Origin of the sequence: Corynebacterium aurimucosum (assembly GCF_046895345.1) — a bacterium.
In the GTDB taxonomy this organism is placed as follows: Bacteria; Actinomycetota; Actinomycetes; order Mycobacteriales; family Mycobacteriaceae; genus Corynebacterium; species Corynebacterium aurimucosum_G.
Window position 1 is genome coordinate 640689 of sequence record NZ_CP160096.1, and the last position, 23812, is coordinate 664500.

At 60.3% G+C, this 23812-nt stretch carries 24 protein-coding genes and 4 tRNA genes; 15 read left to right on the forward strand and 13 right to left on the reverse strand.

Features of this window, described 5'->3' with window-relative positions:
• Window positions 1–17: 17 nt before the first annotated feature.
• The 4 genes from ABZS45_RS03135 to ABZS45_RS03150 all read right to left on the reverse strand — a co-directional run bounded on the left by ABZS45_RS03135 (window position 18) and on the right by ABZS45_RS03150 (window position 3832).
• Complete coding sequence (locus ABZS45_RS03135; RefSeq protein ID WP_046648202.1) at window positions 18–1013, reverse strand: sigma-70 family RNA polymerase sigma factor; 996 nt, start codon at window positions 1011–1013, stop codon at window positions 18–20.
• Window positions 1014–1152: 139 nt separating this feature from the next.
• Complete coding sequence (gene dtd, locus ABZS45_RS03140; protein ID WP_412100598.1) at window positions 1153–1629, reverse strand: D-aminoacyl-tRNA deacylase; 477 nt, start codon at window positions 1627–1629, stop codon at window positions 1153–1155.
• A 99-nt stretch (window positions 1630–1728) separates the two neighbouring features.
• Window positions 1729–3270, reverse strand: coding sequence for a methyltransferase (locus ABZS45_RS03145; protein ID WP_412101126.1), 1542 nt, complete (start codon window positions 3268–3270; stop codon window positions 1729–1731).
• Between the two features lie 79 nt (window positions 3271–3349).
• A complete protein-coding gene (locus ABZS45_RS03150) occupies window positions 3350–3832 on the reverse strand; it encodes a DUF3099 domain-containing protein (protein WP_412100599.1) in 483 nt (160 codons plus the stop codon).
• 48 nt (window positions 3833–3880) lie between these two features.
• Between ABZS45_RS03150 and ABZS45_RS03155 the strand changes: the two genes are divergently transcribed.
• The 5 genes from ABZS45_RS03155 to dhaM all read left to right on the forward strand — a co-directional run bounded on the left by ABZS45_RS03155 (window position 3881) and on the right by dhaM (window position 8516).
• Entirely contained in the window at window positions 3881–4132 is a 252-nt protein-coding gene (locus tag ABZS45_RS03155) for a DUF3039 domain-containing protein (protein ID WP_012715089.1), read from the forward strand.
• Between the two features lie 102 nt (window positions 4133–4234).
• The gene (locus ABZS45_RS03160; protein ID WP_412100600.1) at window positions 4235–6025 is read left to right on the forward strand and encodes a DEAD/DEAH box helicase; all 1791 of its coding nucleotides are present in this window, start codon (window positions 4235–4237) and stop codon (window positions 6023–6025) included.
• Window positions 6026–6132: 107 nt separating this feature from the next.
• The gene (gene dhaK / locus ABZS45_RS03165) at window positions 6133–7134 is read left to right on the forward strand and encodes a dihydroxyacetone kinase subunit DhaK (protein ID WP_412101127.1); all 1002 of its coding nucleotides are present in this window, start codon (window positions 6133–6135) and stop codon (window positions 7132–7134) included.
• A gap of 2 nt (window positions 7135–7136) precedes the next feature.
• Window positions 7137–7802, forward strand: a complete 666-nt coding sequence (gene dhaL / locus ABZS45_RS03170; protein WP_412100601.1) for a dihydroxyacetone kinase subunit DhaL — start codon at window positions 7137–7139, stop codon at window positions 7800–7802.
• A gap of 3 nt (window positions 7803–7805) precedes the next feature.
• A complete protein-coding gene (gene dhaM / locus ABZS45_RS03175; protein WP_412100602.1) occupies window positions 7806–8516 on the forward strand; it encodes a dihydroxyacetone kinase phosphoryl donor subunit DhaM in 711 nt (236 codons plus the stop codon).
• A gap of 89 nt (window positions 8517–8605) precedes the next feature.
• Here the strand turns inward: dhaM and ABZS45_RS03180 are convergent, their stop codons facing one another.
• On the reverse strand, window positions 8606–10075 hold the full coding sequence (locus ABZS45_RS03180; protein ID WP_412100603.1) for an RNA polymerase sigma factor: 1470 nt from the start codon (window positions 10073–10075) through the stop codon (window positions 8606–8608).
• 201 nt (window positions 10076–10276) lie between these two features.
• A complete protein-coding gene (ppgK, locus tag ABZS45_RS03185) occupies window positions 10277–11074 on the reverse strand; it encodes a polyphosphate--glucose phosphotransferase (protein ID WP_412100604.1) in 798 nt (265 codons plus the stop codon).
• Window positions 11075–11409: 335 nt separating this feature from the next.
• On the opposite strand from ppgK, the gene ABZS45_RS03190 reads away from it, so the two are divergent.
• Window positions 11410–11700, forward strand: coding sequence for a DUF4193 domain-containing protein (locus tag ABZS45_RS03190; RefSeq protein WP_070446770.1), 291 nt, complete (start codon window positions 11410–11412; stop codon window positions 11698–11700).
• Window positions 11701–11781: 81 nt separating this feature from the next.
• Here ABZS45_RS03190 and ABZS45_RS03195 read toward each other — a convergent pair whose 3' ends face one another.
• On the reverse strand, window positions 11782–12309 hold the full coding sequence (locus ABZS45_RS03195) for a DUF3093 domain-containing protein (protein WP_412100605.1): 528 nt from the start codon (window positions 12307–12309) through the stop codon (window positions 11782–11784).
• Window positions 12310–12422: 113 nt separating this feature from the next.
• Between ABZS45_RS03195 and dut the strand changes: the two genes are divergently transcribed.
• The 5 genes from dut to dxs all read left to right on the forward strand — a co-directional run bounded on the left by dut (window position 12423) and on the right by dxs (window position 17965).
• Entirely contained in the window at window positions 12423–12899 is a 477-nt protein-coding gene (dut, locus tag ABZS45_RS03200; protein ID WP_412100606.1) for a dUTP diphosphatase, read from the forward strand.
• 45 nt (window positions 12900–12944) lie between these two features.
• On the forward strand, window positions 12945–13859 hold the full coding sequence (locus ABZS45_RS03205) for a DUF3710 domain-containing protein (RefSeq protein WP_412100607.1): 915 nt from the start codon (window positions 12945–12947) through the stop codon (window positions 13857–13859).
• Window positions 13860–13913: 54 nt separating this feature from the next.
• Entirely contained in the window at window positions 13914–14669 is a 756-nt protein-coding gene (locus tag ABZS45_RS03210) for a DUF3159 domain-containing protein (protein WP_412100608.1), read from the forward strand.
• Entirely contained in the window at window positions 14666–15958 is a 1293-nt protein-coding gene (locus tag ABZS45_RS03215; protein ID WP_412100609.1) for a class I SAM-dependent RNA methyltransferase, read from the forward strand. Before ABZS45_RS03210 ends, ABZS45_RS03215 begins: the two co-directional genes overlap by 4 nt.
• A gap of 114 nt (window positions 15959–16072) precedes the next feature.
• Window positions 16073–17965: a 1-deoxy-D-xylulose-5-phosphate synthase gene (gene dxs, locus ABZS45_RS03220; protein ID WP_412100610.1), complete on the forward strand. Its 1893-nt coding sequence runs from the start codon at window positions 16073–16075 to the stop codon at window positions 17963–17965.
• On the opposite strand, the gene ABZS45_RS03225 is transcribed toward dxs, so the two are convergent.
• Both ABZS45_RS03225 and ABZS45_RS03230 read right to left on the reverse strand, forming a co-directional pair.
• On the reverse strand, window positions 17962–19209 hold the full coding sequence (locus ABZS45_RS03225) for an HRDC domain-containing protein (protein WP_412100611.1): 1248 nt from the start codon (window positions 19207–19209) through the stop codon (window positions 17962–17964). The two genes, dxs and ABZS45_RS03225, sit on opposite strands and share 4 nt — an antisense overlap.
• A gap of 1 nt (window position 19210) precedes the next feature.
• Complete coding sequence (locus tag ABZS45_RS03230; RefSeq protein ID WP_144656534.1) at window positions 19211–19825, reverse strand: DUF3000 domain-containing protein; 615 nt, start codon at window positions 19823–19825, stop codon at window positions 19211–19213.
• 176 nt (window positions 19826–20001) lie between these two features.
• Here ABZS45_RS03230 and hemQ point away from each other — a divergent pair, with 176 nt between their 5' ends.
• Window positions 20002–20703, forward strand: coding sequence for a hydrogen peroxide-dependent heme synthase (gene hemQ, locus ABZS45_RS03235; protein WP_412100612.1), 702 nt, complete (start codon window positions 20002–20004; stop codon window positions 20701–20703).
• A gap of 34 nt (window positions 20704–20737) precedes the next feature.
• On the opposite strand, the gene msrB is transcribed toward hemQ, so the two are convergent.
• The 4 genes from msrB to ABZS45_RS03255 form a co-directional block, all read right to left on the reverse strand.
• A complete protein-coding gene (gene msrB, locus ABZS45_RS03240; protein ID WP_412100613.1) occupies window positions 20738–21151 on the reverse strand; it encodes a peptide-methionine (R)-S-oxide reductase MsrB in 414 nt (137 codons plus the stop codon).
• The gene (locus tag ABZS45_RS03245) at window positions 21148–22344 is read right to left on the reverse strand and encodes a glycosyltransferase family 87 protein (protein WP_412100614.1); all 1197 of its coding nucleotides are present in this window, start codon (window positions 22342–22344) and stop codon (window positions 21148–21150) included. The genes msrB and ABZS45_RS03245 overlap by 4 nt, the downstream gene beginning before the upstream one ends.
• Before the next feature lie 11 nt (window positions 22345–22355).
• A complete protein-coding gene (locus tag ABZS45_RS03250; RefSeq protein WP_412100615.1) occupies window positions 22356–23006 on the reverse strand; it encodes a dihydrofolate reductase family protein in 651 nt (216 codons plus the stop codon).
• A gap of 117 nt (window positions 23007–23123) precedes the next feature.
• Window positions 23124–23195, reverse strand: a tRNA-Val gene (locus ABZS45_RS03255).
• Window positions 23196–23459: 264 nt separating this feature from the next.
• Between ABZS45_RS03255 and ABZS45_RS03260 the strand changes: the two genes are divergently transcribed.
• The 3 genes from ABZS45_RS03260 to ABZS45_RS03270 all read left to right on the forward strand — a co-directional run bounded on the left by ABZS45_RS03260 (window position 23460) and on the right by ABZS45_RS03270 (window position 23783).
• Window positions 23460–23535 (forward strand) — tRNA-Gly (locus tag ABZS45_RS03260).
• 61 nt (window positions 23536–23596) lie between these two features.
• A tRNA-Val gene (locus ABZS45_RS03265) sits at window positions 23597–23668 on the forward strand.
• A gap of 39 nt (window positions 23669–23707) precedes the next feature.
• A tRNA-Gly gene (locus ABZS45_RS03270) sits at window positions 23708–23783 on the forward strand.
• Window positions 23784–23812: the final 29 nt, after the last annotated feature.

The window sequence follows — 23812 nt, forward strand, 5'->3', positions numbered from 1 at the left end:
GGGAAGTCAGCTAAGGCTTAGAGCGCGTACTCGCGGAGGCGGTCCGCACGGTTGCCCTCGCGCAACTTGGCCATCACCTCACGCTCGATTTGGCGAACACGCTCACGAGAGAGGCCGAACTTGCGGCCAATCTGGTCGAGGGTGCGCGGGACACCATCGTCCAAGCCATAGCGCAGGCGGATGACATCCTGTTCGCGTTCCTCGAGGGAACCAATCACGGAGCGGATATCGGAGTGACGCATGGAGGCCACCACAGCGGTCTCAGCATCCGTTGCCTCTGCATCCTCAATGAAGTCACCCAACGGGGCTTCCTCATCGGTGCCGACCGGCATGTCCAAGGAAACAGGATCGCGGGACTGGCGCAGCAGCATCTCGATCTTGGACTCTTCGATTCCGGATTCCTCAGCGAGCTCCTCATTCGTGGCCTCGCGGCCCAAGGACTGGTACATCTCGCGCTTAATCCGGGAAAGCTTATTTACCTGCTCAACCAGGTGCACAGGGAGGCGGATAGTGCGGGACTGGTCAGCCATGCCGCGGGTAATGGCCTGGCGGATCCACCACGTTGCATACGTGGAGAATTTGAAGCCCTTGGCATAATCAAACTTCTCCATCGCACGGATCAGGCCCAAGTTACCTTCCTGGATGAGGTCCAGTAGCGGCATGCCACGGCCGGTATAACGCTTAGCCAGGGAGACCACGAGACGCAGATTGGCCTCCAAGAGGTGGGAGCGAGCCTTCTTGCCTTCTCGGGCCAAAATCTTCAGGTCGCGCTTCTCAGCGCGGGTCAACTTTTCGGCATTAGCGAGCTTGTATTCGGCGTACAGGCCTACCTCGATGGCCTGTGCGAGCTCAACCTCGTCCTCAGCACTCAGCAGCGCAGTTTTGCCGATTCCGTTGAGATAAACGCGGACCAAGTCCGCAGAGGGATTGTCATTTGTTTGGTTACGGCGTGAGCCGCGGTCAACTTCCTGTCCGTCCTCGTCCTGGACGCTAGCAGCGGATGATGTGGCCATCTCATGCCTCCTAAGTTGCGGCTTGGTTCATCTCCTACAACGAGCTTTCGGCGCAGTTAGTTCCCGTGGCCCGAAAAATGTTCTAACACCCCGAGGGAAGAGTGAGGTTTTAGGCCATTTTGGGGGAGGCGCGCCGCACCTAGACCTCCACGAGCACGGTGAACGGCCCTTCGTTGACCGAGGAGACGCGCATCATCGCTCCGAACTGGCCTTCCTCCACGGTAATTCCGCGTTCGCGCAGGCGCGCAACTACACCCTGGATCACCGGCTCCGCGGCCTCGCCCGAGGCTGCATCTGACCACGAAGGTCGGCGGCCTTTCGCGGTTCGTCCGTAGAGGGTGAACTGGCTTACCACCAGAACTGGCGCACCTGTATCGACCACGCTGGTCTCACCCTCGAGGATGCGCAGCTCAGCGATCTTGCGCGCCATCGTGTCCATCCTCTCCTCTAAAGTCGGGCCGTCGCTAGCGGTGGCGTCACCACCTGCCTCGACGTCCTCCCGCGACACACCAATGAGTGCTAGGACTCCGCCGGTGTCGGGGCAGGTAATGGACCCAACGACGTCGTTGTCCACGGTGACAGAGGCTTCAGAAACGCGGGTTAAAACAGCACGCATGGCAGGGAAGTACACAACCTTTCTGTAGAGGAGTTCTTTCTCGGATGAGAATTACGCGGGGATTGAAGGAGGAAAGAGGCTCTTAGTGGGGGCGCGAGGCTACTCAGTGTTGCTAAAAGCTAGCAGCTCGGTCGGGATGAGAAGCCCGTGGCGGATAAGATCCACGATGGCCGGAAGTGCTGCGCTGACCAACTCGGCTTCTTCAAAACCCTGCGCGGCGGCGTAGAGCTCGATGGTTTCACCGATGCTCAAACCATTCGGGTTAAGTCCGGCGACAATGGCCGCGAGATGCTCATCGACATCGTGCTGCCAGCGGGGGCCATCGGTGCGGCTGAGCCGCAGTGCCGCGCGCTCAAAACCCATGCCCAGGTCCCCATCGGGCAGTGCAACGTCCTCACGGGCCACCCCGGGGCGCAGCTGCACATGCTTAGTTTCCAATTCACCCGGCACTAGGTTGCGCAGCCATTCGACGCGCGCGAAGTATTCTTCCACTTCCGGGCCGAGCGGATCGATAACTGGCTGCGCCATGGTCTCCGCCAAGATATCCGAGGGCTCGTCTTCACCGATGCGCTGGATGGCCACGAAACCAAACCCGATTCCGGTGACCTCGTTTTCACGGAAGTGCTCCAGCCACCGGCGAGACCGCTCTTGGCCTTCAGGGCTGCGAACATCCACGGATTCATCGCTCAACCAGGTTGAGACATATAACGCTGGGTCCGCCACATCGCGCTGAATGATCCATGCGGCGACGCCGGTATCCGGTAGCCATGAGGCGACGCGCTGCTGCCACGATTCTTCGCCTTGATGCACCCAGGCTGCGAGTACGTGCGCTGTGCCCCCAGGGTTGAGATGCTTGACTGCCTGGGAGACTACCAGCTCGCTTGCTCCATCCAGGTTGAGGCCAGAGTCTCGATAGACATGCCCCACTTCAGGCAAGCCAACCACGAATGGAGGGTTAGCCACGATGCGGTCGAAGCGCTCATTCTCAACGGGTTCGTACCAGGAGCCGTGGCGTAGCTCAACGCGGTCTTTTGCTTCGGCCGCGAGGACGGTGGCGCGGGCGAGTTCGAGGGCTCGCTCATGGACGTCGGTAGCCACAATGCGTTGCGCAGAATCCAGCTGCCCAAGAACCTGGACGCCTGAACCAGTGCCCAAATCTAGTACTGATTCCACTGGTGTCGTTGGCGTTGAATGCAACAAGGACAGGCTGGCCGAGCCCACTCCCAACACATGCTCGGGGCCAGGTACGTGATCCACCAGCGATGCATCAACATCGGAGAACACGACACGGTTCTTGCCCACGATGATGTGCGGTCGAATGTCATAAGCCACGTAGGCGGTGCCGTGTTCGTCGCTGAGCACGACACCGCAATCAATGAGTTGGGCGGCTAGGCGTGCGCCGAGGACGTCGGAAAGTAGCGTGGCTGGTACGTGTTCATGCAGCAAGAAGATACGGATGAGATGGTCCAGGCGGGAATCACCGCTCGCTCCTAGCGCAACTGCGGCGGGCTCGCCGCGATGCAGGGCTTCGGTGTACTCGGGTCCCAAGTGGCCTGCGATGCCATCCGCACTAAACCCTGCGTCCGCAAAGACTCGGGAAAGTTCTGCCGCAACGTCCGCGATGGGGTGTTCCGGGTTCATCGCTGGGCCAAAAGAAGAAGGCTGCTGGGTGCTCACAAGAGAATCCTTAAGTGAATCGGGGAGGGATTACAGTGATGTTCTAATCTTCGTGGTCAATAGTGTCAGCTGCAGTACTGTTTGTGTCTGCTCCTGACGAGGGTTTGTGCTGCCCAGGCGTGCCGGGCAGTTGACCATGGGAACCGCTGGTGAGTTCTTCACGTTGTGCTTGCGCCATTTGCCGGGCCAGGGCTGGTTTATAAACAGCTTTTTCGCGCTTGTCTTTCTTTTGACCCCGGCCATTGCCAATAACCACAGCGATCCAGGGGAGGGGGAAGGTGACGGCCACGACAAGGGCGGCGGGGATCCACCACTGCCAGACATAAACCATGGCTCCGGCTATCAGGAGGGATGGAACGCGTAGAAACTGCAGTATGGAGTAGATGATCTCGCGGCGATGCCGGTCCTGACCGGGGGCGAGTTTTGCCGTGGTGATGAGGTGAGTTTCGCGCCCGAATCGGCGTCCGCGCCGCTGCCCCGATCGTGGGGTATGGCGGGCGTTATCGCGCGAGTTCGAAGGGGTCATGCCTATCAGCGTAGCTGGAGGACTCGCCAACTTCGATACTGATGCGGCATGATAGTGGGCGTGAGTACGACGACTAAGACTATTGAGCGCCCTGATGTCCGCGAGGATACGTCGACCAACGACGACACCCCGAAGTTCTTCCACTACGTGAAGAAGAACCAGATCCTCGACTCCGCGGTCAACGGCAAGTACGTCGTTGCCCTGTGCGGAGAGACCTTCCCGGTAACCAAGCAAGCCAAGCCTGGTTCGCCCGTGTGCCCTGACTGCGAGCGCGTCTATAAGAGCTTGCGCCGCCGTTAAGCTGTGCATCGACGTTCATCCTGCGTTGATGCCAAACATTAGGGATAGAGAACTTCACAGAAGCGGGATGTTGGGATAACTAGAGGGGGATAGTCGCTGACCGTGTCTACACAGACTCCAGCACAAAGATTTGCCAATAACGGTTCGCTGCGCGTGTGGCAACGCGCTGCTTTGGATAAGTTCCTAGCCACCAAGCCGAAGGATTTCATGGCGGTGGCAACGCCGGGTGCAGGTAAGACCACCTTCGCCCTGCGGGTGGCCACAGAGCTCATGGCGGACCGCACCGTAGAGCGCGTCATCGTGGTGGTGCCCACCGAGCACCTCAAAGTGCAGTGGTCGGAATCCGCCTCCCGCGTAGGCTTAGCGCTCGACCCCAAGTTCACAAACTCCTCGGGAGTCAACCCCGCGATGGACGGTGTCGTGGTGACTTATGCGCAGGTGGGCATGCACCCGTACAAGCACCGCGCGGTGGCCTCAGCGCGGCGCACCCTGGTAATCCTCGATGAGATCCACCACGCCGGTGATGCTAAGAGCTGGGGCGATGGCGTGCGGGAAGCCTATGATGATGCAGAGCACCGCCTCGCGCTGACCGGTACCCCTTTCCGCTCCGATGACTCGCAAATTCCCTTCGTGCGCTATGAAGAGGATGGGGAAGGTCACCTCGTATCCCGCTCTGATCACACGTATGGCTATGGCGATGCGCTTGCCGACGGTGTCGTGCGCCCCGTCGTCTTCCTCAGCTACTCCGGCGAATCCCGCTGGCGTGATAGCGCCGGTGAGGAACATGCGGCCCGGCTCGGCGATATTCTCAATCCGGAGCAGACCGCCCGCGCATGGCGCACGGCCCTTGACCCGAAAGGCGAGTGGATTCCCACCGTCCTGCAGGCGGCGCACACACGGCTGATGCAGATGCGCCGCAACATGCCGGATGCCGGCGGTCTGGTACTTGCTACCGACACGACAACCGCGCGCGCCTACGCGAAGATCCTCAAGCAGATCTCCAATACCCCTGTCTCCGTCATCCTCTCCGATGACCCAGGTTCCTCGGCGCGTATTGCGGAGTTCTCCGAATCCACCGATGAGTGGATGGTGGCCGTGCGCATGGTGTCGGAGGGCGTCGACGTTCCCCGCCTCGCCGTAGGCGTTTATGCCACCTCTGCGTCGACACCGCTCTTCTTCGCGCAGGCCATCGGGCGCTTCGTGCGCTCCCGCATGCCCGGCGAGACGGCTTCCGTCTTCCTGCCCTCCGTGCCGGTGCTCTTGGGCCTTGCCGAGAACATGGAGAAGCAGCGCGACCACGTCCTGGGAGGGGAGAAGAACCCCGACAAGGATGGCTGGGACGACGAGCTGCTCGAGGACGCCAATAAGAAGAAGTCCGAGCCGGACATGCTCGAGCCTTCCTATGAATCCTTAGGTGCGGAAGCAGAGTTCTCGGGGCTGCTTTACAACGGCTCGCAGTTCACTACGGGCACTATCACCGATGAAGAAGAGGATTTCCTCGGCATCCCCGGGCTTCTCGACGCCGACCAGGTCAAGGACCTCTTGCGCAAGAAGCAGTCCGATGAGCTGGACCGCCGCGAGGCAGAAGAGAAGGCGCGCCGGGCTGCGGAAGCAGCGGAGGAACAACGCCGTAAGCTCTACGGCACCCCACATGCGCCCAAGCGTGGGGCGGAGGCATCGGCAAGCAGCACCGGTTCCCAGTCAGGTGTGGTGGATGAGATTTCCGCGTTGCGCAAGGAGCTCAACACAGTAGTGTCTATCACTGCTCAACGCACCGGCCGCCCACACGGCGCTATTCACACTGAAGCCCGCAAGGCTTGCGGCGGTCCTCCCACCGCGTTGTGCGACGCCGAGCAGCTCCAAGAGCGGATCGATTACCTGCGCAAGTGGTAGCGTGCGCGGTCGCAGTAGAATTCGGCACAGTATCCGGTAGCGAGGGTAGGCTCGGCAGCAATCCGTGAAGAGTGCTCTAGGCCAATGAAAACCTAAGGAGAAGGATGATGAAAAAGCTCATCAACTCACCGGACAACGTAGTAGCCGAATCAGTAGAGGGCTTTGCTTTAGCCCACGGTGACATCGTCACTCGCTCTACCGATCCGCTCTTCATTGCCCGCAAGCAGAAGAAGGACAATGGCAAGGTTGCCATAGTCTCCGGCGGTGGATCTGGGCACGAGCCCCTGCATGCCGGTTTCGTTGGGCAGGGCATGTTGGATGCGGCAGTGCCAGGTGCCATGTTCACGTCGCCTACGCCGGACGCCATCCAAGCCGCCACCGAAGCAGTGAACGCTGGGGCGGGGGTGCTCTACATTGTCAAGAACTACACCGGCGACGTCCTCAACTTCGATACCGCGGCGGAGCTGGCAGAATTCGATGACATTGAGGTCCGCCAGGTCGTTGTCGATGACGATGTTGCGGTGGAAGACTCCACCTTCACCGCCGGCCGCCGCGGCGTTGCCGGAACTCTGTTGGTAGAAAAGCTAGCGGGTGCTGCAGCCGAGCGCGGTGATGATCTCGCGGCGGTGGCCGCTGTGGCGAAGAAGGTAGTGGACAATACCGCGACTATGGGAGCAGCGCTTTCTGCCTGCACCGTGCCCCACGTGGGCAAGCCCTCTTTCGACCTCGGGGAGGGCGAAGTTGAGCTGGGCGTGGGTATTCATGGTGAGCCGGGGCGCAAGGAGATTCCGCTGGTCTCTGCCGATGATGTTACGGACCACCTACTCGACCCCGTGCTGGCAGAGCTCAAGCTGAGCGACGGCGAACGAACCATCGTCGTCGTTAACGGTATGGGAGCCACTCCGGCCTCCGAGCTATACGTGGTTTACCGCCGTGTATCCCAGCGCCTGCAGGAGGCGGGCGTGAGGATCGAGCGTTCCCTCGTGGGTAACTTCGTCACCAGCCTGGACATGGCGGGATGCTCCGTTACAGTCATGCGCGCGGACGAGGAAGACCTTGAGCTTTTTGATGCCCCGTGCCACACCGCTGCACTACGACAAGGAATGTAGATATGACCGACAATGCAACTTTGTCAACAGCGTGGGCCCAGGCGTGGATGAAAAACTGCGCCGCAGCGGCACACGAACACCGCGAGGAACTCATCGAGCTTGACCGCGCCATCGGGGATAGTGACCATGGCGCAAACGTCGACCGCGGTTTCCGAGCTGTCGTGGAGAAAGTGGATTCGGATATCTCACCGGAGACTTCTCACGTTGCTGATGTGTTGAAGCTGACAGCAAAGACGCTTATGTCCACCGTTGGTGGCGCCTCTGGTCCATTGCTGGGAACCGCTTTCCTACGCGCGACTAAGGCCGCAGGCTCTGGAGAGATCGATGCGCCTACGACGGCCGCTCTCATTGAGGCCGCGCTTGAGGGAATAGCCACCCGTGGTAAGGCCTCTGAAGGGGAGAAGACAATGGTCGATGCCTGGGCGCCGGCCGCACGGGCCGCTCGCGCTGCGGCGGATGCCGCACAGAGCCCCGCTCAAGTGCTGCGCGCGGCTGCCGATGCCGCAGCAACAGGCGCGGAAGCGACTATCCCGATGGTGGCCACGAAAGGCCGCGCTTCCTACCTAGGGGAGCGTTCTGCTGGACACAAGGATCCGGGCGCTACATCCTCGGCACTTTTCATCGCTGCGGCTGCCGACGCCGCCGAAACCCTCAAGGAGGAAGCATAGAATATGGCACAGCCCCGCGTTGGACTCGTTCTCGTATCACACTCGGCAAAGCTCGCTGAAGGACTGGCTGAGCTTGCAGCTCAGATGGCTCCCGACGTGACCATCCTTCCTGCCGGTGGTCTGGAGGAGGGCGGCATCGGAACGTCCTTCGACCTCGTCGAAGGGGCTATCAGCCACGCACGTGGCCAAGGCCTTAGCGTGGTTGTCCTCACCGATTTGGGCTCGGCCACGATGACCGTTGAGTCCGTTCTCGAGTTCCTTGACGAAGACACGGTGACGTTTGTTGATGCCCCCTTGGTCGAAGCCACTATTGCAGCAGCCACCGCCGCTCAGCAGGGCGATGGACTCGCCGCTGTGATCAAAGCCGCGGAACGCGCCATCGAGGTCTTCGTTTCGAAGCAGCCCTCAGCCACTGCGTCTGTGGACGAGGATGACCTAGCAACAAACGCTGATGGGTACTCGCTGACAGTGACTGTGGCCGATGAGGCGGGTCTGCATGCCCGTCCAGCGTCGAGGATTGCAGAGTTGGCAGCGGAAGCGGCAGGGGATGTCACTCTCTCCTGTGACGGAGAGTCGGCAGAGGCAGACTCTGCAATGATGCTGATGTCTCTCGGGGTATCCCAGGGCGCTTCGGTGACCATCAGCGGAGATGTTTCCGATAAAGACGTTATCGATCGGATAGCCACAGCCATTGAGCTGGGGATCGAAGGCTAGATAGCCCATGGGTTGGTCGGCTGTATGAGGCAAAGAAAAAGTGGCGAAGAGGGATAAACCTCCTCGCCACTCTATTTTCTTCAGTTTGCTTAGTCCAGGTAGTCGCGCAGCACCTGGGAACGCGATGGGTGGCGCAGTTTAGACATGGTCTTCGACTCGATCTGGCGAATACGCTCGCGGGTAACGCCGTAGACTTGGCCAATTTCGTCTAAAGTGCGCGGCATGCCATCAGTCAGGCCGAAGCGCAGGCGAACCACGCCGGCCTCGCGCTCAGAAAGGGTAGTGAGCACATCTTGGAGCTGGTCCTGCAGCAAAGTGAAGGACACAGCGTCGACGGCAATGACTGCCTCGGAATCCTCGATGAAATCACCGAGCTGGGAGTCGCCCTCATCACCGATGGTCTGGTCCAAGGAAATAGGCTCGCGGGCATACTGCTGGATCTCCAGCACCTTTTCCTCGGTGATGTCCATTTCCTTCGCCAGCTCCAGAGGGGTAGGCTCGCGGCCTAAGTCCTGCAACAGCTCACGCTGGATACGGCCCAGCTTGTTGATGACCTCCACCATGTGCACCGGAATGCGAATGGTACGAGCCTGGTCCGCCATGGCGCGGGTGATGGCCTGGCGAATCCACCACGTGGCATAAGTGGAGAACTTATAGCCCTTGGTGTAGTCGAACTTCTCAACGGCACGGATCAGGCCCAAGTTGCCTTCCTGGATGAGGTCCAAGAATGCCATGCCGCGGCCTGTGTAGCGCTTAGCCAAGGACACTACGAGGCGTAGGTTCGCTTCGAGGAGGTGGTTCTTTGCCTTGCGTCCATCACGGGCGATGGCGCGCATATCGCGCTTCTCCATGGGGGAGAGCTTGGCGGCCTTGTCGCCCTCGGCACGGGCCTTTTCCATCTCATCCATGCGGTATTGAGCGTATAAGCCGGCCTCGATGCGCTTGGCCAGGGATACCTCCTGCTCTGCGTTGAGCAGGGCGACCTTGCCGATTTGCTTTAGGTAGGCACGGACAGAGTCTGCCGAGGCAGTTAGCTCTGCGTCCTTGCGAGCCTGGCGCAGGGCTGCGGATTCATCTTCATCCCAGACAGATGAGCCGTCATCTTCTTCTTCAGAGTCCTCGCCCTCGAGGTCGTCATCGTCGTCACCGAACTCGTCGTCCTCGTCCAACTCTGCGTTGTCCGGATCGAAGTCGATATCGGCATCGTCGTTGGTTTCGGCATCCAACTCGTCGTTCTGATCCTCTGCGAGCTCTTCGGCCGACTCAGAGTTTTCAGGCGAGGTTGCCTTCTTGGCTGCCGACTTGCGCACAGTCTTCTTGGCGGTCTTCTTCGTCGCCTTCTGCGCAGACTTGCGAGTTGTCTTCTTAGCAGCCTTCTTGGCGGTCTTTCTAGCCGCCTTTTTAGCCGTCTTCTTCGCAGTCTTTTTCGCGGTTTTCTTAGCCGTCTTCTTGGCTGTCTTTTTTGCCGTCTTCTTGGCGGTCTTCTGTGCAGGTGCAGATGCCTCGGAGGTGCTCTCGCCCTCACCGAGTACCTGGTCTGAAGAATCAGTGGCTGCCACGTACGCCCTTTCGACTTGCTCTTTGAGTGGAAACTATGGGGACGCGCAAGTTTATCGCGACTAGTCCCCGATGCTAGCCCGCCTCCGTAATGAGCAGGGGAGGCGCGCCGCTGGATATTCGATAATCGACAGCCCAGTATAGATCATTTTTGTCACTAGGCGGTGACTGGGGTCGACTGGGGAAGATAGGGTCTGCTCGGTTTATGGGCGAATGCCTTCTTTCGCTGCCATTGCGGCCCCGACGATGCCCGCGCGATTGCGGAGCTGAGCTGCAACGACTGGGGTTTCGACGCTCAGGTGCTCGCCCCATTTGTCAAACTTTCGAGAGATTCCACCGCCGATGACAAAAGCTGAGGGATTAAAAAGCGTCTCGTATTCATGGAGTACTCGGTTGACGCGCTTTGCCCACTGCTTAGTCTTGAGCCCTTCACGATCCTTGACCGCAGACGAGGCTTGGTGCTCTGCCTCCTTTTCCCCGACGATGAGGTGGCCGATCTCTGTATTGGGGAAGAGCTGGCCATCTAGCAGGAAGGCAGAGCCGATGCCGGTGCCTAGGGTAAGGAAGATAACGGGGCCGGAGCGCGCGACGTCATCGCCGTAGGCCACCTCGGCGAGGCCGGCTGCGTCGGCGTCGTTAAGGACAGTAAAAGGAGCATCGAGGTACTTGCCCAGCAAGTCCTGTGCATCGACCCCGATCCATGACTTATCAATATTCGCTGCGCTGCGAATAATCTGTTCTTTGACCACCGCGGGCATGGTGATTCCGACAGGACCGTCCCAGTTCTTCTCAGCGACGATCTGCGCGATTACCGTGGCCACGGCGTCGGGGGTGGCAGGCTGTGGCGTGGCGATCTTGAGGCGGTCGCCGACGAACTCTCCTGTCGCGAGGTCTACTACGGCACCCTTGATACCGGAGCCTCCAACATCGATGCCAAAGGCATGGCCATGGTGCTGGGGGTTCGAATTCGTGTCCTGCTGCTGTGATTCTTGCGCGGTCATACTGACAGTCTATGTTTAGCCGCCCGATGATGTGGTGATACTTCAGCATTTAAGCCGAAGGTGTGGGGGAGAATACTCCGATTTTTGCTGTCCGATGCATCGTGCCCCAATGCATATTGAGTGGGGTGTGAGGAGCTTTACCCAGAAAAAATTTTCCACGCTACGAAAGGTGCAAACGCACAGCTTAGAACTATGAAAGCGGGAGCGGAGGGGGTAATAGGGTGAGCCGCATGGTGCCCCCGTGGCGGGGCGAGTGTGACACGCGGGCCTGTGTGGTTTAGGATGCCGTCGATAAATACACGTACCTATCTATCTGACTCACAGAGGCAAGCATTATGGCCACCGATTATGACGCACCGCGTCGCCGCGCTGAAGATGAGCTCGAGGCTGATTCCCTCGAGGGCCTGAAGGCGGCTGAAAATGACAACAACGGCATGGATGACGATGGTGAAATCGTCGAGGCTTTTGAGCCGCCGTCAGTAGACCTGACGGGCGAGGAGCTCAACGTCACTGTCGTGCCGCGCAAGGAAAACGAGTTCACCTGTTCCGTGTGCTACTTGGTGCAGTCCAATAAGCGCCTGGACCACGAAGAAGACGGGCAGCCCGTCTGTATGGACTGCGCTTAGCTCATAGGTTCAGCCGCCTAGCTGATTTACTGAGCTAATGAGCTTCTTGGCTAATGAACTTCCTGATTCTGCACGCGGCGTTTAAGCCTTGGCAGCAGCGGCCTGTTCGGGCACGAAGGCCGCAAGTAGCTCGTCGGGGTTCTTTGAGCCAATGAGCCAATAAGGTGTCGGGTCCTCTGGGTCATCGAGGACAAGCATCACATGTTCTGGCACCCAGCCATGTGTCACAAGGAATGCAGCGGGATCGAGCTGTGGGCCCAACGCATTGCGACGCGCGGTGGACGGCACTGCGGTGCTTCGGGCGACAACATCATGTGGCAGCTGCGCATCCTTCACGGTGAGCCACCGCGTGCCGTCGGTATCCTGTTCCACCTGCACCACCGTGTTGGACCATGCTAAGAGGACCCACGCGGCGATGGCGCTGAGCAGAATTGCGGGGATGATGACCCACATGATTCCGCGGTTGAGGCTGACCGTGGCTGTACAGATCGCCACAACGGCGGCCGCCATCAACCACCAGTGCCACGGCACCCACTGGCGCTCGCGATAAAGGATGACAGGGGATTCGGCAGCCGCCGAGGGGGAAGCAGACGAAGAACTCGAAGACATGGCATCAGAGTCTAGTCGTCTGGGGAGGGGAGAACCCAACGCGCCGAGTAGACATAGCCTCTAGGCCCCAGCCCGTGGGTGCGGCACGGTGGGGGCAAGGTAGGCTAGGCCGCGTGAATGAGCAACATCCCCTCGTACAACCGGTAAGTCCTTTTGGTGAGATTCAGGTAAAGCGCCTTGATAAGGAGCTTCCGCTGCCGCAGCGCGCCCACCGTGGCGATGCCGGTGCGGATCTCTATGCTGCTCACGATGTCACTCTGCGTCCCGGCGAGCGGGCTTTGGTTGGCACGGGTATAGCCCTTGCCCTGCCGATGGGCACGGTCGGCTTGGTCCACCCTCGCTCCGGCCTGGCAGCCAAGCATGGGATTTCCGTGGTCAACACACCAGGCACTATCGATGCGGAGTATCGCGGTGAGATTAAAGTCTGCCTTATTAACCACGACCCAGTAGAGACCTTTGTGGTTGAGCGGGGGATGCGTATTGCCCAACTCCTTGTGCAACGCGTGGAGTTGGTCGGTTTCCGTGAGGTTGAGGAACTCGATGAGACCGCTCGCGGTGAAGGCGGTTACGGCTCCACTGGCGTTAACTGACTCGAATAGATCAGCAACACACACGAATTAAGGAAGGTATAAACCATGGCGATGTGGCCCTTTGGCAAAAAGAAGAAGGACGACAATAAGACCGAGGACGCGGGGAAGAACCCGGATCTCCGTCAGGACGAGGCTGCTCCGGAGGCAGCAGAGACCGTAGCCGATACCGCTGCCTCGGCTCCTGCCGAATCCAGCGCGGGCCTAGTCCGTGAAGACAACGATGATTCTCATGGTGTTACCGGGATTAAGGCCGTGGCACATGATGCCATCAACGGGGAAATGGGGCCCTACGACGGCGATAACGTTGATATTGCCGAGTTCAACTTTGAAGACTTCTCGGTTGGTTTGCTGGACCTGGGTTCCATGCGCATCCCGCTGCCGAAGGGCTCGCAGGTCCAGGTGGAGATGGGCCAAGACGGCCCGCGCATGCTCCACATCCTTACGCCGCACGGCCGCATGACCCCCGTAGCCTTTGCCGCGCCGCGCACGCCAGGGCAATGGGCGGAATCTGCGGAGGATATCGTCCAAGGCTTGGAAGCCGATGGTTTTGCCGCGCACCCAGAGGACGGGCCTTGGGGATCTGAGATTGTTGGATCCAGCGACAAAGGCGGGATCCGCATTATCGGTGTGGAGGGGCCGCGGTGGATGTACCGATTGACCCTGGCCGCCCCGGCGGGCAAGGAAGAAGAGCTCGCAAAGCTGGGGCGTGAAGTCGTCGCCCGTACCTTCATCTACCGTGGTGAGGAGCCTATCCTGGCCGGAAGTTCGCTTCCTGTTATGCTGCCGCAGCAACTAGCTGAGCAAGTTCAGCAGGCCCTGAAGGAGCGCCAGCAGCAGGCCGCCGATGCCGACAACACTGCAGCACTGGAGGCCGCATCAGCTACCGAGGACGCCGAGAACGCCGCGGAGGCCCAAGCCCGCGAACAGCTGCGGGAGCTCGAAGACAACGAGAAGAACTAAAACTTTAAACGTTGTTTTCTCTCCCGGCACTAGCGAAAAGGATTCTTAAAACACGTGACCACCCCTACGCCTGAAGAGCACGATTTCACTGAGCGCGGCGCCGCCCCTAGCCCCGCAGATACCGCGGGGCCGAGTACCGATACGTCACCGCAGGAAACGGCTGTGGTCCCGGATGCCGAGGCGGAACCATCGTTGCTCGAACAGATGGGAGGCCTGACTGGGCTCGTGTCCGCGACCCTACCGGTGCTGGTTCTCATCCCGGTCAACAACGTCTGGGGGCTGGGACCAGCTCTGGTTGCGGCGCTCGGCGTGGCATTGGCCATCAGCGTGTGGCGTTTGGCCCGCAAAGAGACCCTGCAGCCGGCTATTTCCGGCCTGTTGGGCGTGGCCATCTGCGCCGCCATTGCCTGGTTTACAGGGGATGCCAAGGGCTACTTCCTTTATGGAATCTGGATGTCGCTCGTGCTGTTCATCGTGGCGGTGGTTTCTATCATCGCGCGCTGGCCACTCGTGGGCGTGGTCTGGAAGGGCCTGAACGGCGATGACATGGGGTGGCGCACAGTACCGAAGGCGCGGCGGGCCTATGCTTTAGCAACAGCGGGGTGGGCCGCTGTTTTCATCGCCCGGTTTATAGTGCAGCGCGCGCTGTACGACGCCGACGAGACCACCACCCTCGGCATCGTCCGCATCCTCATGGGCTGGCCGCTGACCGGTATCGTCACCATCCTGACTGTTTGGATGGTGCGCCGCGCCAACGCTGCTGTTGAGGAAGCGCAGGGCTCCGGAATTACTCAAGGAGAAAACTCATGACTAAGACTGAGCGGAACGCTGAGAGCGCAGCCATCACCAAAGGCCAGTCTTTCGGTACCACCATCGAGCGCATGGGGCACGGCGGTGTCGGAATCGGCGCAGCACCCGACGGGCGTGTGTGTTTCGTTCCCGGCGCTTTTCCTGGAGACCAGGTAACAGTGACGGCCACCAAGGTGAAGAAGTCTTTCACGGAAGCCGAAATCAATGCTGTGCTCAAGGCAAGCCCTGACCGCGTTGCATCTGCCTGCCCGGCGGCACAGCGGGGTGCCGGGTGCTGCGACTTCGCTGAGCTAGATCCAGCGGCGGAGCCAGGAATCAAGGTCGCAGTCTTGCGGGATCAGCTGCGCCGGGTGGGACGCCTTGAGAGTATTCCAGAAATTGAGCCTATTGATGTGGCGCCCCAGCGAGGGTGGCGCACGCGGGTCCGGTTGGGCGTCGACAAGCAAGGCCGTGCTGGTGTGCGCAAGCGCGGATCCACAGAACTGATTACGGACACGGCGTGCAGCCAGCTAGTACCGGGCCTTGTCAGCGGTCTGGTCGGTCCTGGAGCCCGCACATTTAGCCCTGGCGCGGAGGTCATTGCGGTCATGGACAGTGACGGGAACCGCCACGTCGTGGAAACCCGGAAGGCGCCGCGCGGCCGGAGGATCGAGACTATTCGGGAGACCATCGAGGCGCCGGCGCAAGACGTAGTTCAACGCGCTGATGGCCACGAGTTTCATTTCCCACCCACCGCCTTTTGGCAGGCGCATATCGGCGCACCTGATGTCTACACGCGTCTGGCACGTCAGTGGCTCGCGGCCGAGGACGAGGCCCAAGAACACGAAGCAACGAAGGAATCCGAGGTCACTGCAGTAGCGTGGGATCTCTACGGAGGAGTAGGGCTATTCGTTCCCGCGCTGGCTGAAGTCACTGCACCTGAGGGTGGGCGCGCCACGGTGTATTCCGTCGATTACTCGCCGGCGGCTGCGGCAGCGCAGCCGGGCCTTTCAGAAATTGATGTGCACTTCCGGACGGCTAAGGTGGAGCAGGCTGCAAGCCAGCTGCCGCGGCCAACAACGGTCATTTTGGACCCTCCGCGTACCGGTGCGGGTGTTGAGGTAGTGGAGGCCATTGCCGCCGCGGCGCCGCAGCGCGTCCTCCACATCGGCTGTGATCCCGCTACGTTTGCGCGTGATATCGCTGCATGGTCCGAGTGCGGCTACCGCATGGAACGCCTAGCTATGGTGAATGCCTTTCCCGGAACACACCATTTTGAGACCTTGGCGCTGCTAGTTCCTGCGGCATAAGGCAGGATGCATCCGTGGCGAAAGATCCCGGGGTAATGATTGACGTGTCACGCGTATAAGCGGGTACGGTGGTAGAGAAGAAAACGATCGATGAAGGGGTTTAAGGCAAGCTCTATGGGCATTTTGGATTCCATTCAATCACCAGGCGATCTCAAAGCCCTGAGCAAGACGCAACTGGTTGAGCTCGCGGCGGATATCCGCCAGCGTTTGATTGAGAAGGTGTCCGCCACGGGCGGTCACCTTGGGCCCAACCTGGGTGTTGTGGAGCTCACGGTGGCGATCCACCGCGTCTTCGATTCCCCGCGGGACCCCATCGTCTTCGATACCTCGCACCAGTCTTATGTGCACAAGATGCTCACCGGCCGTGCCAACCAGTTTGATTCCTTGCGTCAGAAAGGCGGCTTATCCGGGTACACGGACCGTGGGGAATCGGAACACGACTGGACTGAATCCTCGCACGCTTCGGCAGCGCTATCCACGGTGGACGGCCTTTCCAAGGCTTTCAAGATTCGCGGTGAATCGCACCGCAATGCCGTGGCAGTCGTCGGTGATGGTGCCCTCACCGGTGGCATGTGCTGGGAGGCATTGAACAACATCTCTGCGGATAAAGACCGCAACGTCGTCATCATCGTTAACGACAATGGCCGCTCCTATTCGCCGACCATTGGCGGCCTTTCGGAGAACCTCGGGCGTATTCGTGCACAGCATGGTTATGACGAGTTCATGGAGTTGGGCAAGAAGCGCCTGAAGTCGATGGGCTGGGTGGGCGAACGTACCTTTGATGCTCTGCACGCGGTCAAGGAGGGCGTAAAGTCTACCGTTTTGCCCACCGAGATGTTTCCAGAGCTGGGAATCAAGTACATTGGCCCCATCAATGGCCACGATATCGACGCGGTGGTCCGGGCACTGAGCTATGCCCGGGACTATGACGGTCCCATCATCGTGCACACCGTCACGGAGAAGGGGCATGGCTTTGCCCCGGCGGTTAATGAGCCGAAGGACCAGATGCACTCCACCGGAGCTATCGACCCGGTCACCGGTGTCTCCAAGGGGCAAAAGCAGCCGGGATGGACTGCGGCCTTTTCCGAGGAACTCATCAAGGCCGGTCATGCGCGCGAGGATATCGTGGCTATTACCGCTGCTATGGCGGGGCCGACGGGCCTTGCGCCCTTCCAGGAGGAATTCCCGGAGCGATTCTTCGACGTTGGCATCGCGGAACAGCATGCCATGGCCTCCGCCTCTGGTCTGGCGCTGGCCGGAATGCATCCGGTAGTGGCGGTGTACTCCACTTTTCTTAACCGTGCAGTGGACCAAGTCGTCATGGACATCGCGCTGCTCAAGCTGCCCGTCACCATCGTGCTCGACCGCGCCGGTGTCACGGGGTCTGATGGCCCTTCGCACAATGGAGTGTGGGACATGGCGTTGATGAGCATCGTTCCGGGCATGCGCATTGCCGCGCCGCGCGATGGCGCACGCCTGCGTGAGCTCTTTAATGAGGCCATCGCTATCGAGGATGGCCCCACGGTGGTGCGCTTCCCCAAGGGCAACCTCCTTGATGACCGCGACGAACTCAAGCGGCTCGATGACGGGGTAGATATCCTGAGCTATTCCGATGCTGCCGCGGCGGAAGCCACTGATGTACTTATCGTCGCTATCGGTGCCATGAGTGCGCGTTCCCTGGGTGCAGCTGAGCTGCTCGAAGCCCAAGGCTTCAACGTGACGGTCGTGGACCCACGCTGGCCGGTGCCGGTCCCGCAATCCATCGTTGCACTCGCTGCTGATCATGATCTTGTGGTCACGGTGGAGGATGGCCTCTTGCGGGGCGGCGTGGGGTCCATGGTGGCGGAAGCACTCGACGCCGCGGATGTGGATACCCCAGTCCACCGCCTTGGTGTTCCTGGGTGCTTCCCTAAGCATGCCAGCCGCGGAGAAATCCTTGAGGAATTCGGGTTGACCCCGGAGGGAATCGCGGAATCCGTGAATGAGTGGGTAGCTGCTCGGAGCTAGAGGCGCGGTGGCATAGAGCGCATTCGCGCTAGACCGCGACGCAGGAGCGGCGTGGACAGCTCTACCTGCCATTCGCGCACACCTTGGGAACGCAGGAAATCGGGGATATCGGCGTCTGCTGCGATCTCGCCCGCCACACCGCCTTCAGGTCCGCAGGCCGCCCAGACTACTGCGCGGACCAAGCTGGGTTTGAGGATCAGCTCGTAGCTCATACCCAGCTCTTCACCGAGAGCCTCGAAATCACTACGGATCTCGGTATAGAGCTGCCACAGCTCGGGGAAATCTCGGTTAAAAGCTGATTTGGAAGGAACCGGGTGTGGGCTGCGCAACGCCTTCGGCCACTGCTGGCGCGGGCTAGCAAGGGCGGTCTCGACGGCATCGAACCAGCGTAAGGTGGCGCCGCCGCGGCGGCGGGGGAAGCCTTTAACTTGATTGATTTCGTGCGGCGACCGGGGTACGCGGCGGGCGATTTCGATGAGCACGCGGTGCGATAGCACTCGGTTAGGGGCGATGTCTTGGGAGCGGGCGATGGATTCGCGTCGCTGCCACAGTTCACGGGCTACCACGAGTTGCTCTCGGGAGCGCAGAGAGGAGATACCCTTGAGGGCCCGCCACGACCTGGGCTCAGGCCCAGTGATGCGGGCGTGGTCTTCGACAATCCGCTCAAACTCTTCATAGGCCCAGTCGAGCTTGTCCTGTTCCGCAAGAATATCTCGCAGTGTCACGGCGAGCTCGTTGAGAAGCTCCACGTCGAGCGCCGCATAATTGCGCCACTTCCGCGGGATGGGGGTTTCGGACCAGTCGGAATCGCCGTAGCCTTTTTCCAGTTCAACGTCGAAAAGCTCCAGCACCATTGCGGCCAAGTTAGGGTGTGCGAAACCGGCGAAGCGGGCAGCTAGCTCGGTATCGAACAGCATGCCCGGATATAGGCCCAGCCACGCTAGGCTTGGGAGATCGGAAGGGGCGGCATGGACCACCCACTCTTGCCCATTGAGCACCGGTGCGAGTGCTGCGCGGAGCTCATCGCGGTGATGCTCCGGGGCGAACAAGAACGTGCCTGCACCCTCTCGGCGGATTTGCACGAGGAAGGCGCGGTCATCAAAACGGTAGGACGAGGCGCGTTCGGTGTCGATGGCAAACGGCCCGGTGCCCGCAGCTAAGCGGGCGGCACCGGCCTGAAACTGACGGGGAGAAAGGAGGACTTTCGGCGTCCCATCAACCGGTACCTGGCGCAATTCGCTCATCTTAGCGTCCGAGTTCGGCTACGCCCTCTGGCGGCAAACCAGCGACGAGGGAGAGGACTTGCGCAAAAGCTTCGACGTGTGGGGCGAGATCCAGGCCGGATGCAGTCCACGAGGCGCGCATTTCTAATTGGTAGGCGCGCGGTGGTCCGCCAATTTCGCCGAAACGAACGGAAGCGGTCGAGGTGACGGTGCCTCCCAAGTTCGTATGCGTAGCTTCGCGCACGTCGAGGGATTCAGTGAGCCATTCCCAGGCGACGTCGGGAAGCAGCGGGTCCCCGGCGACGGCATCGTCCAAGTCTGCCTGGATGTAGGCCACCAGGCGCATCGCACCTTCCCATGCTTCCTCAGCGCCTGGGTCGTGCAACAGGATGAGGCGGCCGAAGGCATCGCCTTCAGAGTCAGTAGGGATAAGGTCCCCGTGTTCTGTGCGCTCAACCTCGAGGCCGATGGCGTGGCTGAATGGAGCCAGGCGTTGCGGTGGGCGGATGGTGCCCAAGGTGATTTCGGGGCGCAGCTGTGCGGCATGGAGGGACTCGACGGCCTCCGTGAAGGCGGTCGGAGTGCTCGGCTCCGCAGGGCGCGATTCGGCGGAAGAGGCGGCGGCGCGATCGTGCAGGTTGGTCGGTGCCCCTGCGAGGTTGCGCGAAGAAACGTCGGAATTGCTCACGGGGATCAAGGTATAAGCTCCGCCCGTGTGGCGGTGGAAGGCGCGCCGAAAGGCTAGTGGCGCGCGGGGGCGCCTCCAACTTATGATGGATAAGAAACTCTGTCGGTTGAAAGAAGGAGAAAGGCATGTCGAAGGTCAACTTCGCCGAGCTCAACAAGGTCCAACGCTATTCGCAGCACGCGGTATTTCAGGTGATCCCGGGTGCATTGGGCACGGAGCGCGAGGAGATCGTGGCACAAGTACAGAAGTTCTTCTCTGAGCTCGAGGAAGCAGGCGTGGTTACCGTGCGCGGTATCTACGATCTTTCCGGAATGCGCGAGAGCGCTGATTACATGATTTGGTGGCACGCGGAAGAATTCGCCGACATCCAAAAGGCTTTCGCAGATTTCCGCCGCGAGACCGTCCTGGGCCAGGTTTCTGAGGTGACCTGGGTGGGCAATGCTCTGCACCGCCCGGCTGAGTTCAACAAATCCCACCTGCCGTCTTTCATTATGGGCGAGGAACCCGGCGAGTGGATTTCTGTCTACCCCTTCGTGCGCTCCTATGACTGGTACACCATGGATGAGGAAAAGCGCCGCCGTATCCTCATGGAGCACGGTATGCAGGCACGCGACTACCCGGATGTGCGCGCCAACACCGTGCCGGCCTTCGCGCTGGGTGACTATGAGTGGATTCTGGCCTTTGAGGCTCCGGATCTGCACCGCATCGTGGACCTGATGTACCTCATGCGCTACACGGAGGCGCGCCACCACGTGCGAGAGGAGATTCCCTTCCACACCGGACGCCGTGTGAAGGACGTGGCTGAGCTCATCGCGATTTTGCCCTAAAGAGTCGCGATAGCACCGGATGCCGGTTGAGGGTTTAGTCCTCGACCGGCTTTTCTTCTAAGTCGAGGCAGATGGAATTAATGCAGTAGCGCAGGTCCGTCGGCGTATCGTAGCCTTCGCCTTCGAAGACGTGTCCAAGGTGGGACTCGCAGTTAGCACACAGCACCTCGATGCGGCGCATGCCCAGTGAATTGTCCTCGCGCTCAATGATGGCGTCGCCGGCCAAGGGGGAGAAGAAGGATGGCCAGCCGCAGTGCGACTCGAACTTTTCCGTGGAGCGGAAGAGCTCGGTACCGCAGGCACGGCAGGAGTACACGCCTTCGGTGGTGGTGTTGGTGTATTCGCCGACGTGCGGTGCCTCGGTGCCAGCCTCGCGCAGGACGTGGTATTCCTCCGGACTTAGGCGCTTGCGCCATTCAGTATCAGCAATGAGCTTGAAATCAGTCATGCAGGGAGTTTATCGCTCGCTTGAGGTGTGGGGCTAGTGCCTCGCTCCGCGCTCCACCAGCCGGCCACCGAGGCGGTGGTCACGACGATGAGCAGTCCCCACCCAAGGGTAGCGATGAAGACGCTCATCCAGTGCGCGGCGGTGGGCATGCTGGACGACGTCCACTCGAGCGGCGCCAAGAATAAAAATGCGGCCAACCATGCTCCCCACGTGTGGAAGACCGAGCGCGCAAGTACCACCGTAAACAGCATGGGGATAAGCCACATGGAGTAATACTGCTGACCCAGGGAGGAAAGGAAGAAGATGCCGACCATGATGGCACCGCTGGTGCTCAGCGCCCAGAAGGTCGGCTCGCTGTCGCGCCAGCGCAGCAGACCGAGGATCGCCACTGCCGCAAGTACTGCGAAGAGCAACCAGATGGGGCAGTAGATGATGCCGGGGAGATCGAAGTAGGCGCGCACGCCCGGCCACGAGGCGTTGGCATAATCGCGCGTTGTGGCCAGGTAGGGCAGAAGGTTGGCGCGGAAGCCCTCCACGCCAGGAACCAACGGCCAGGCCGCAAGGTTAGCCGCCAAAGGTACAGCTATGCCCAGACCTATCGTGAGCCAGCGCTTGCGCACCAGCGCGAGGAAAAGCAGCGGGGCAAATTGTGGTTTGACCAGAATCGCCAGTCCGATGCACAAGCCGGCGGCCCAGCCGTGTTTATCCAACAAGGACAAGAACGCCACCATCGCGAGTAGCAATAAACCGTTGATGTTGGTAAAGACCAACGTGTTGATGACTGATTCGGTAGCGAAGGCTGCGGCGATGCTGACCGGCCACAGCGGGCCCCGCAGGCTGTGGCCTACGAAGCGGGTCAACACGGCTAGCGCAGCGATGATGGCAGCAGCGTTGGCCAGAATGAAGGCGATGCGCGCGTGTTCCTCGGACACGATCCCCAAGGGTGACAGAAGGACGGTGGCCCCAGGGTTGTAGAGATAAAGCGGTTCGACGAAGGAATAGTTCTGCTCATAAACCGGGTTGCCCTCCCAGAACCTCCGGATCGCGCGGTAGACGGTGCCGAAATCATCAGTCACCGTGCCGTTGAAGGCGAGCACGAAGATGCGATGGAAAACCAAGACTATGGCGGCGGGCCACGCGGCGGCCGTCCACAGTCGCGCGGAAGCTGGGGATGAGGGAGCCGGAGAAGTCACGGCAGCACAGTTTACGGTGTTTGTGCGCGCCGGTAGCGCAGAAACACCGTGCTGTCGACGGTGTCGACGTTCTCCAACTCGAGCTTGAGTGCAGGGGAGGTGGCCTTACCATCGACGACGGGCTTGTCGACGGAAGGCGATAAGTGCGGATCGAGCGTCAAATAGAGCTTGTCCACAAGCCCTTCGGCGATAAAGGCGGAATACACGGAAGGGCCGCCCTCGCAACTGATGCGGCGCGCGCCCCGTGCGCGGAGGGCTGCGATTGCCTCGCTCATGGTGCCGGTGCCAATGCTTAGAATTTCGGCGCCTGCCTCGATGAGGTGCTGTGCCTCGGGCGAAGATGCGCGCGATTCCGGGGTGAGCACGATGGGGCCGGAGGCCATAAGGTCCTCGAATCCGGAAAAGTCTAGCGAGTGACTGAGAATGGCAAGGCGGGTGTTGCTCGCGGGCCCATAAGATTCTGCCTTCACCGTGGCTGAGCCCACCACGGTAACCTCGGCCCAGTCGCGTAAGGCCGCGAAAAGCTTGGCATCAGTGTCGTTGCCCATGGGGCCGGAGGTGCCATCGATGGTGGCTGAGCCGTGAAGCGTGCTGACGGCGTTGAGTCGAATACCTTCGCTGTCAGGGCCGAGCAGGGTGTCGATGAGTGCGGTGTTATCCATGTGGCCAGCGTACGTGGCTTAAGTCCTAACCCTGGCATAGGCTCAAGTCCCTTAAGCCAAGCCAAGCGCATTTAGGATAAAAGAAAAAGACCGCAGATGAACTGCGGTCTCAATGAGTGGTCCTAGCTGGGATTGAACCAGCGACCTTTCCGGTGTGAACGGAACGCTCTCCCACTGAGCTATAGAACCTCGGTGCAGAACTTAAAGTACACCGCAGTGATGACAACCCCCTAATCGTCCAGCTCAACCAGGGTGAGCAGAGTTTCGCGGAGCTTGTAGCTCAAGGTGGGGCACGTCGTTGTGCTGTGTTGTCGAAGTCTCAATGACATCGATGTAATCCATCTGCTGCAGGGTGGCTTGCGAATGGTGCTGTGGGCTGCGGATTTGGAAACTGCGGCGGCGCACGATAAAGTTTCTTCTCGCACCACGGCATACCGGCCGGGAACGTGCAATGCGGATGTAGCGCAGTTGGTAGCGCATCACCTTGCCAAGGTGAGGGTCGCGAGTTCGAGTCTCGTCATCCGCTCCAAGACTTTCTTGATATCAAGCTTATTGGTATTGATGAACAGAAGGTCTTGATAAATATATAAGCGCGATTAGCTCAGTGGGAGAGCGCTTCCCTGACACGGAAGAGGTCACTGGTTCAATCCCAGTATCGCGCACACGGACTTAAGTCCTAGAAACCGGGCCTGGTTTCGAATGCGGATGTAGCGCAGTTGGTAGCGCATCACCTTGCCAAGGTGAGGGTCGCGAGTTCGAGTCTCGTCATCCGCTCCAGCACATGTAGTGTGTGAGGCGGTATCGCC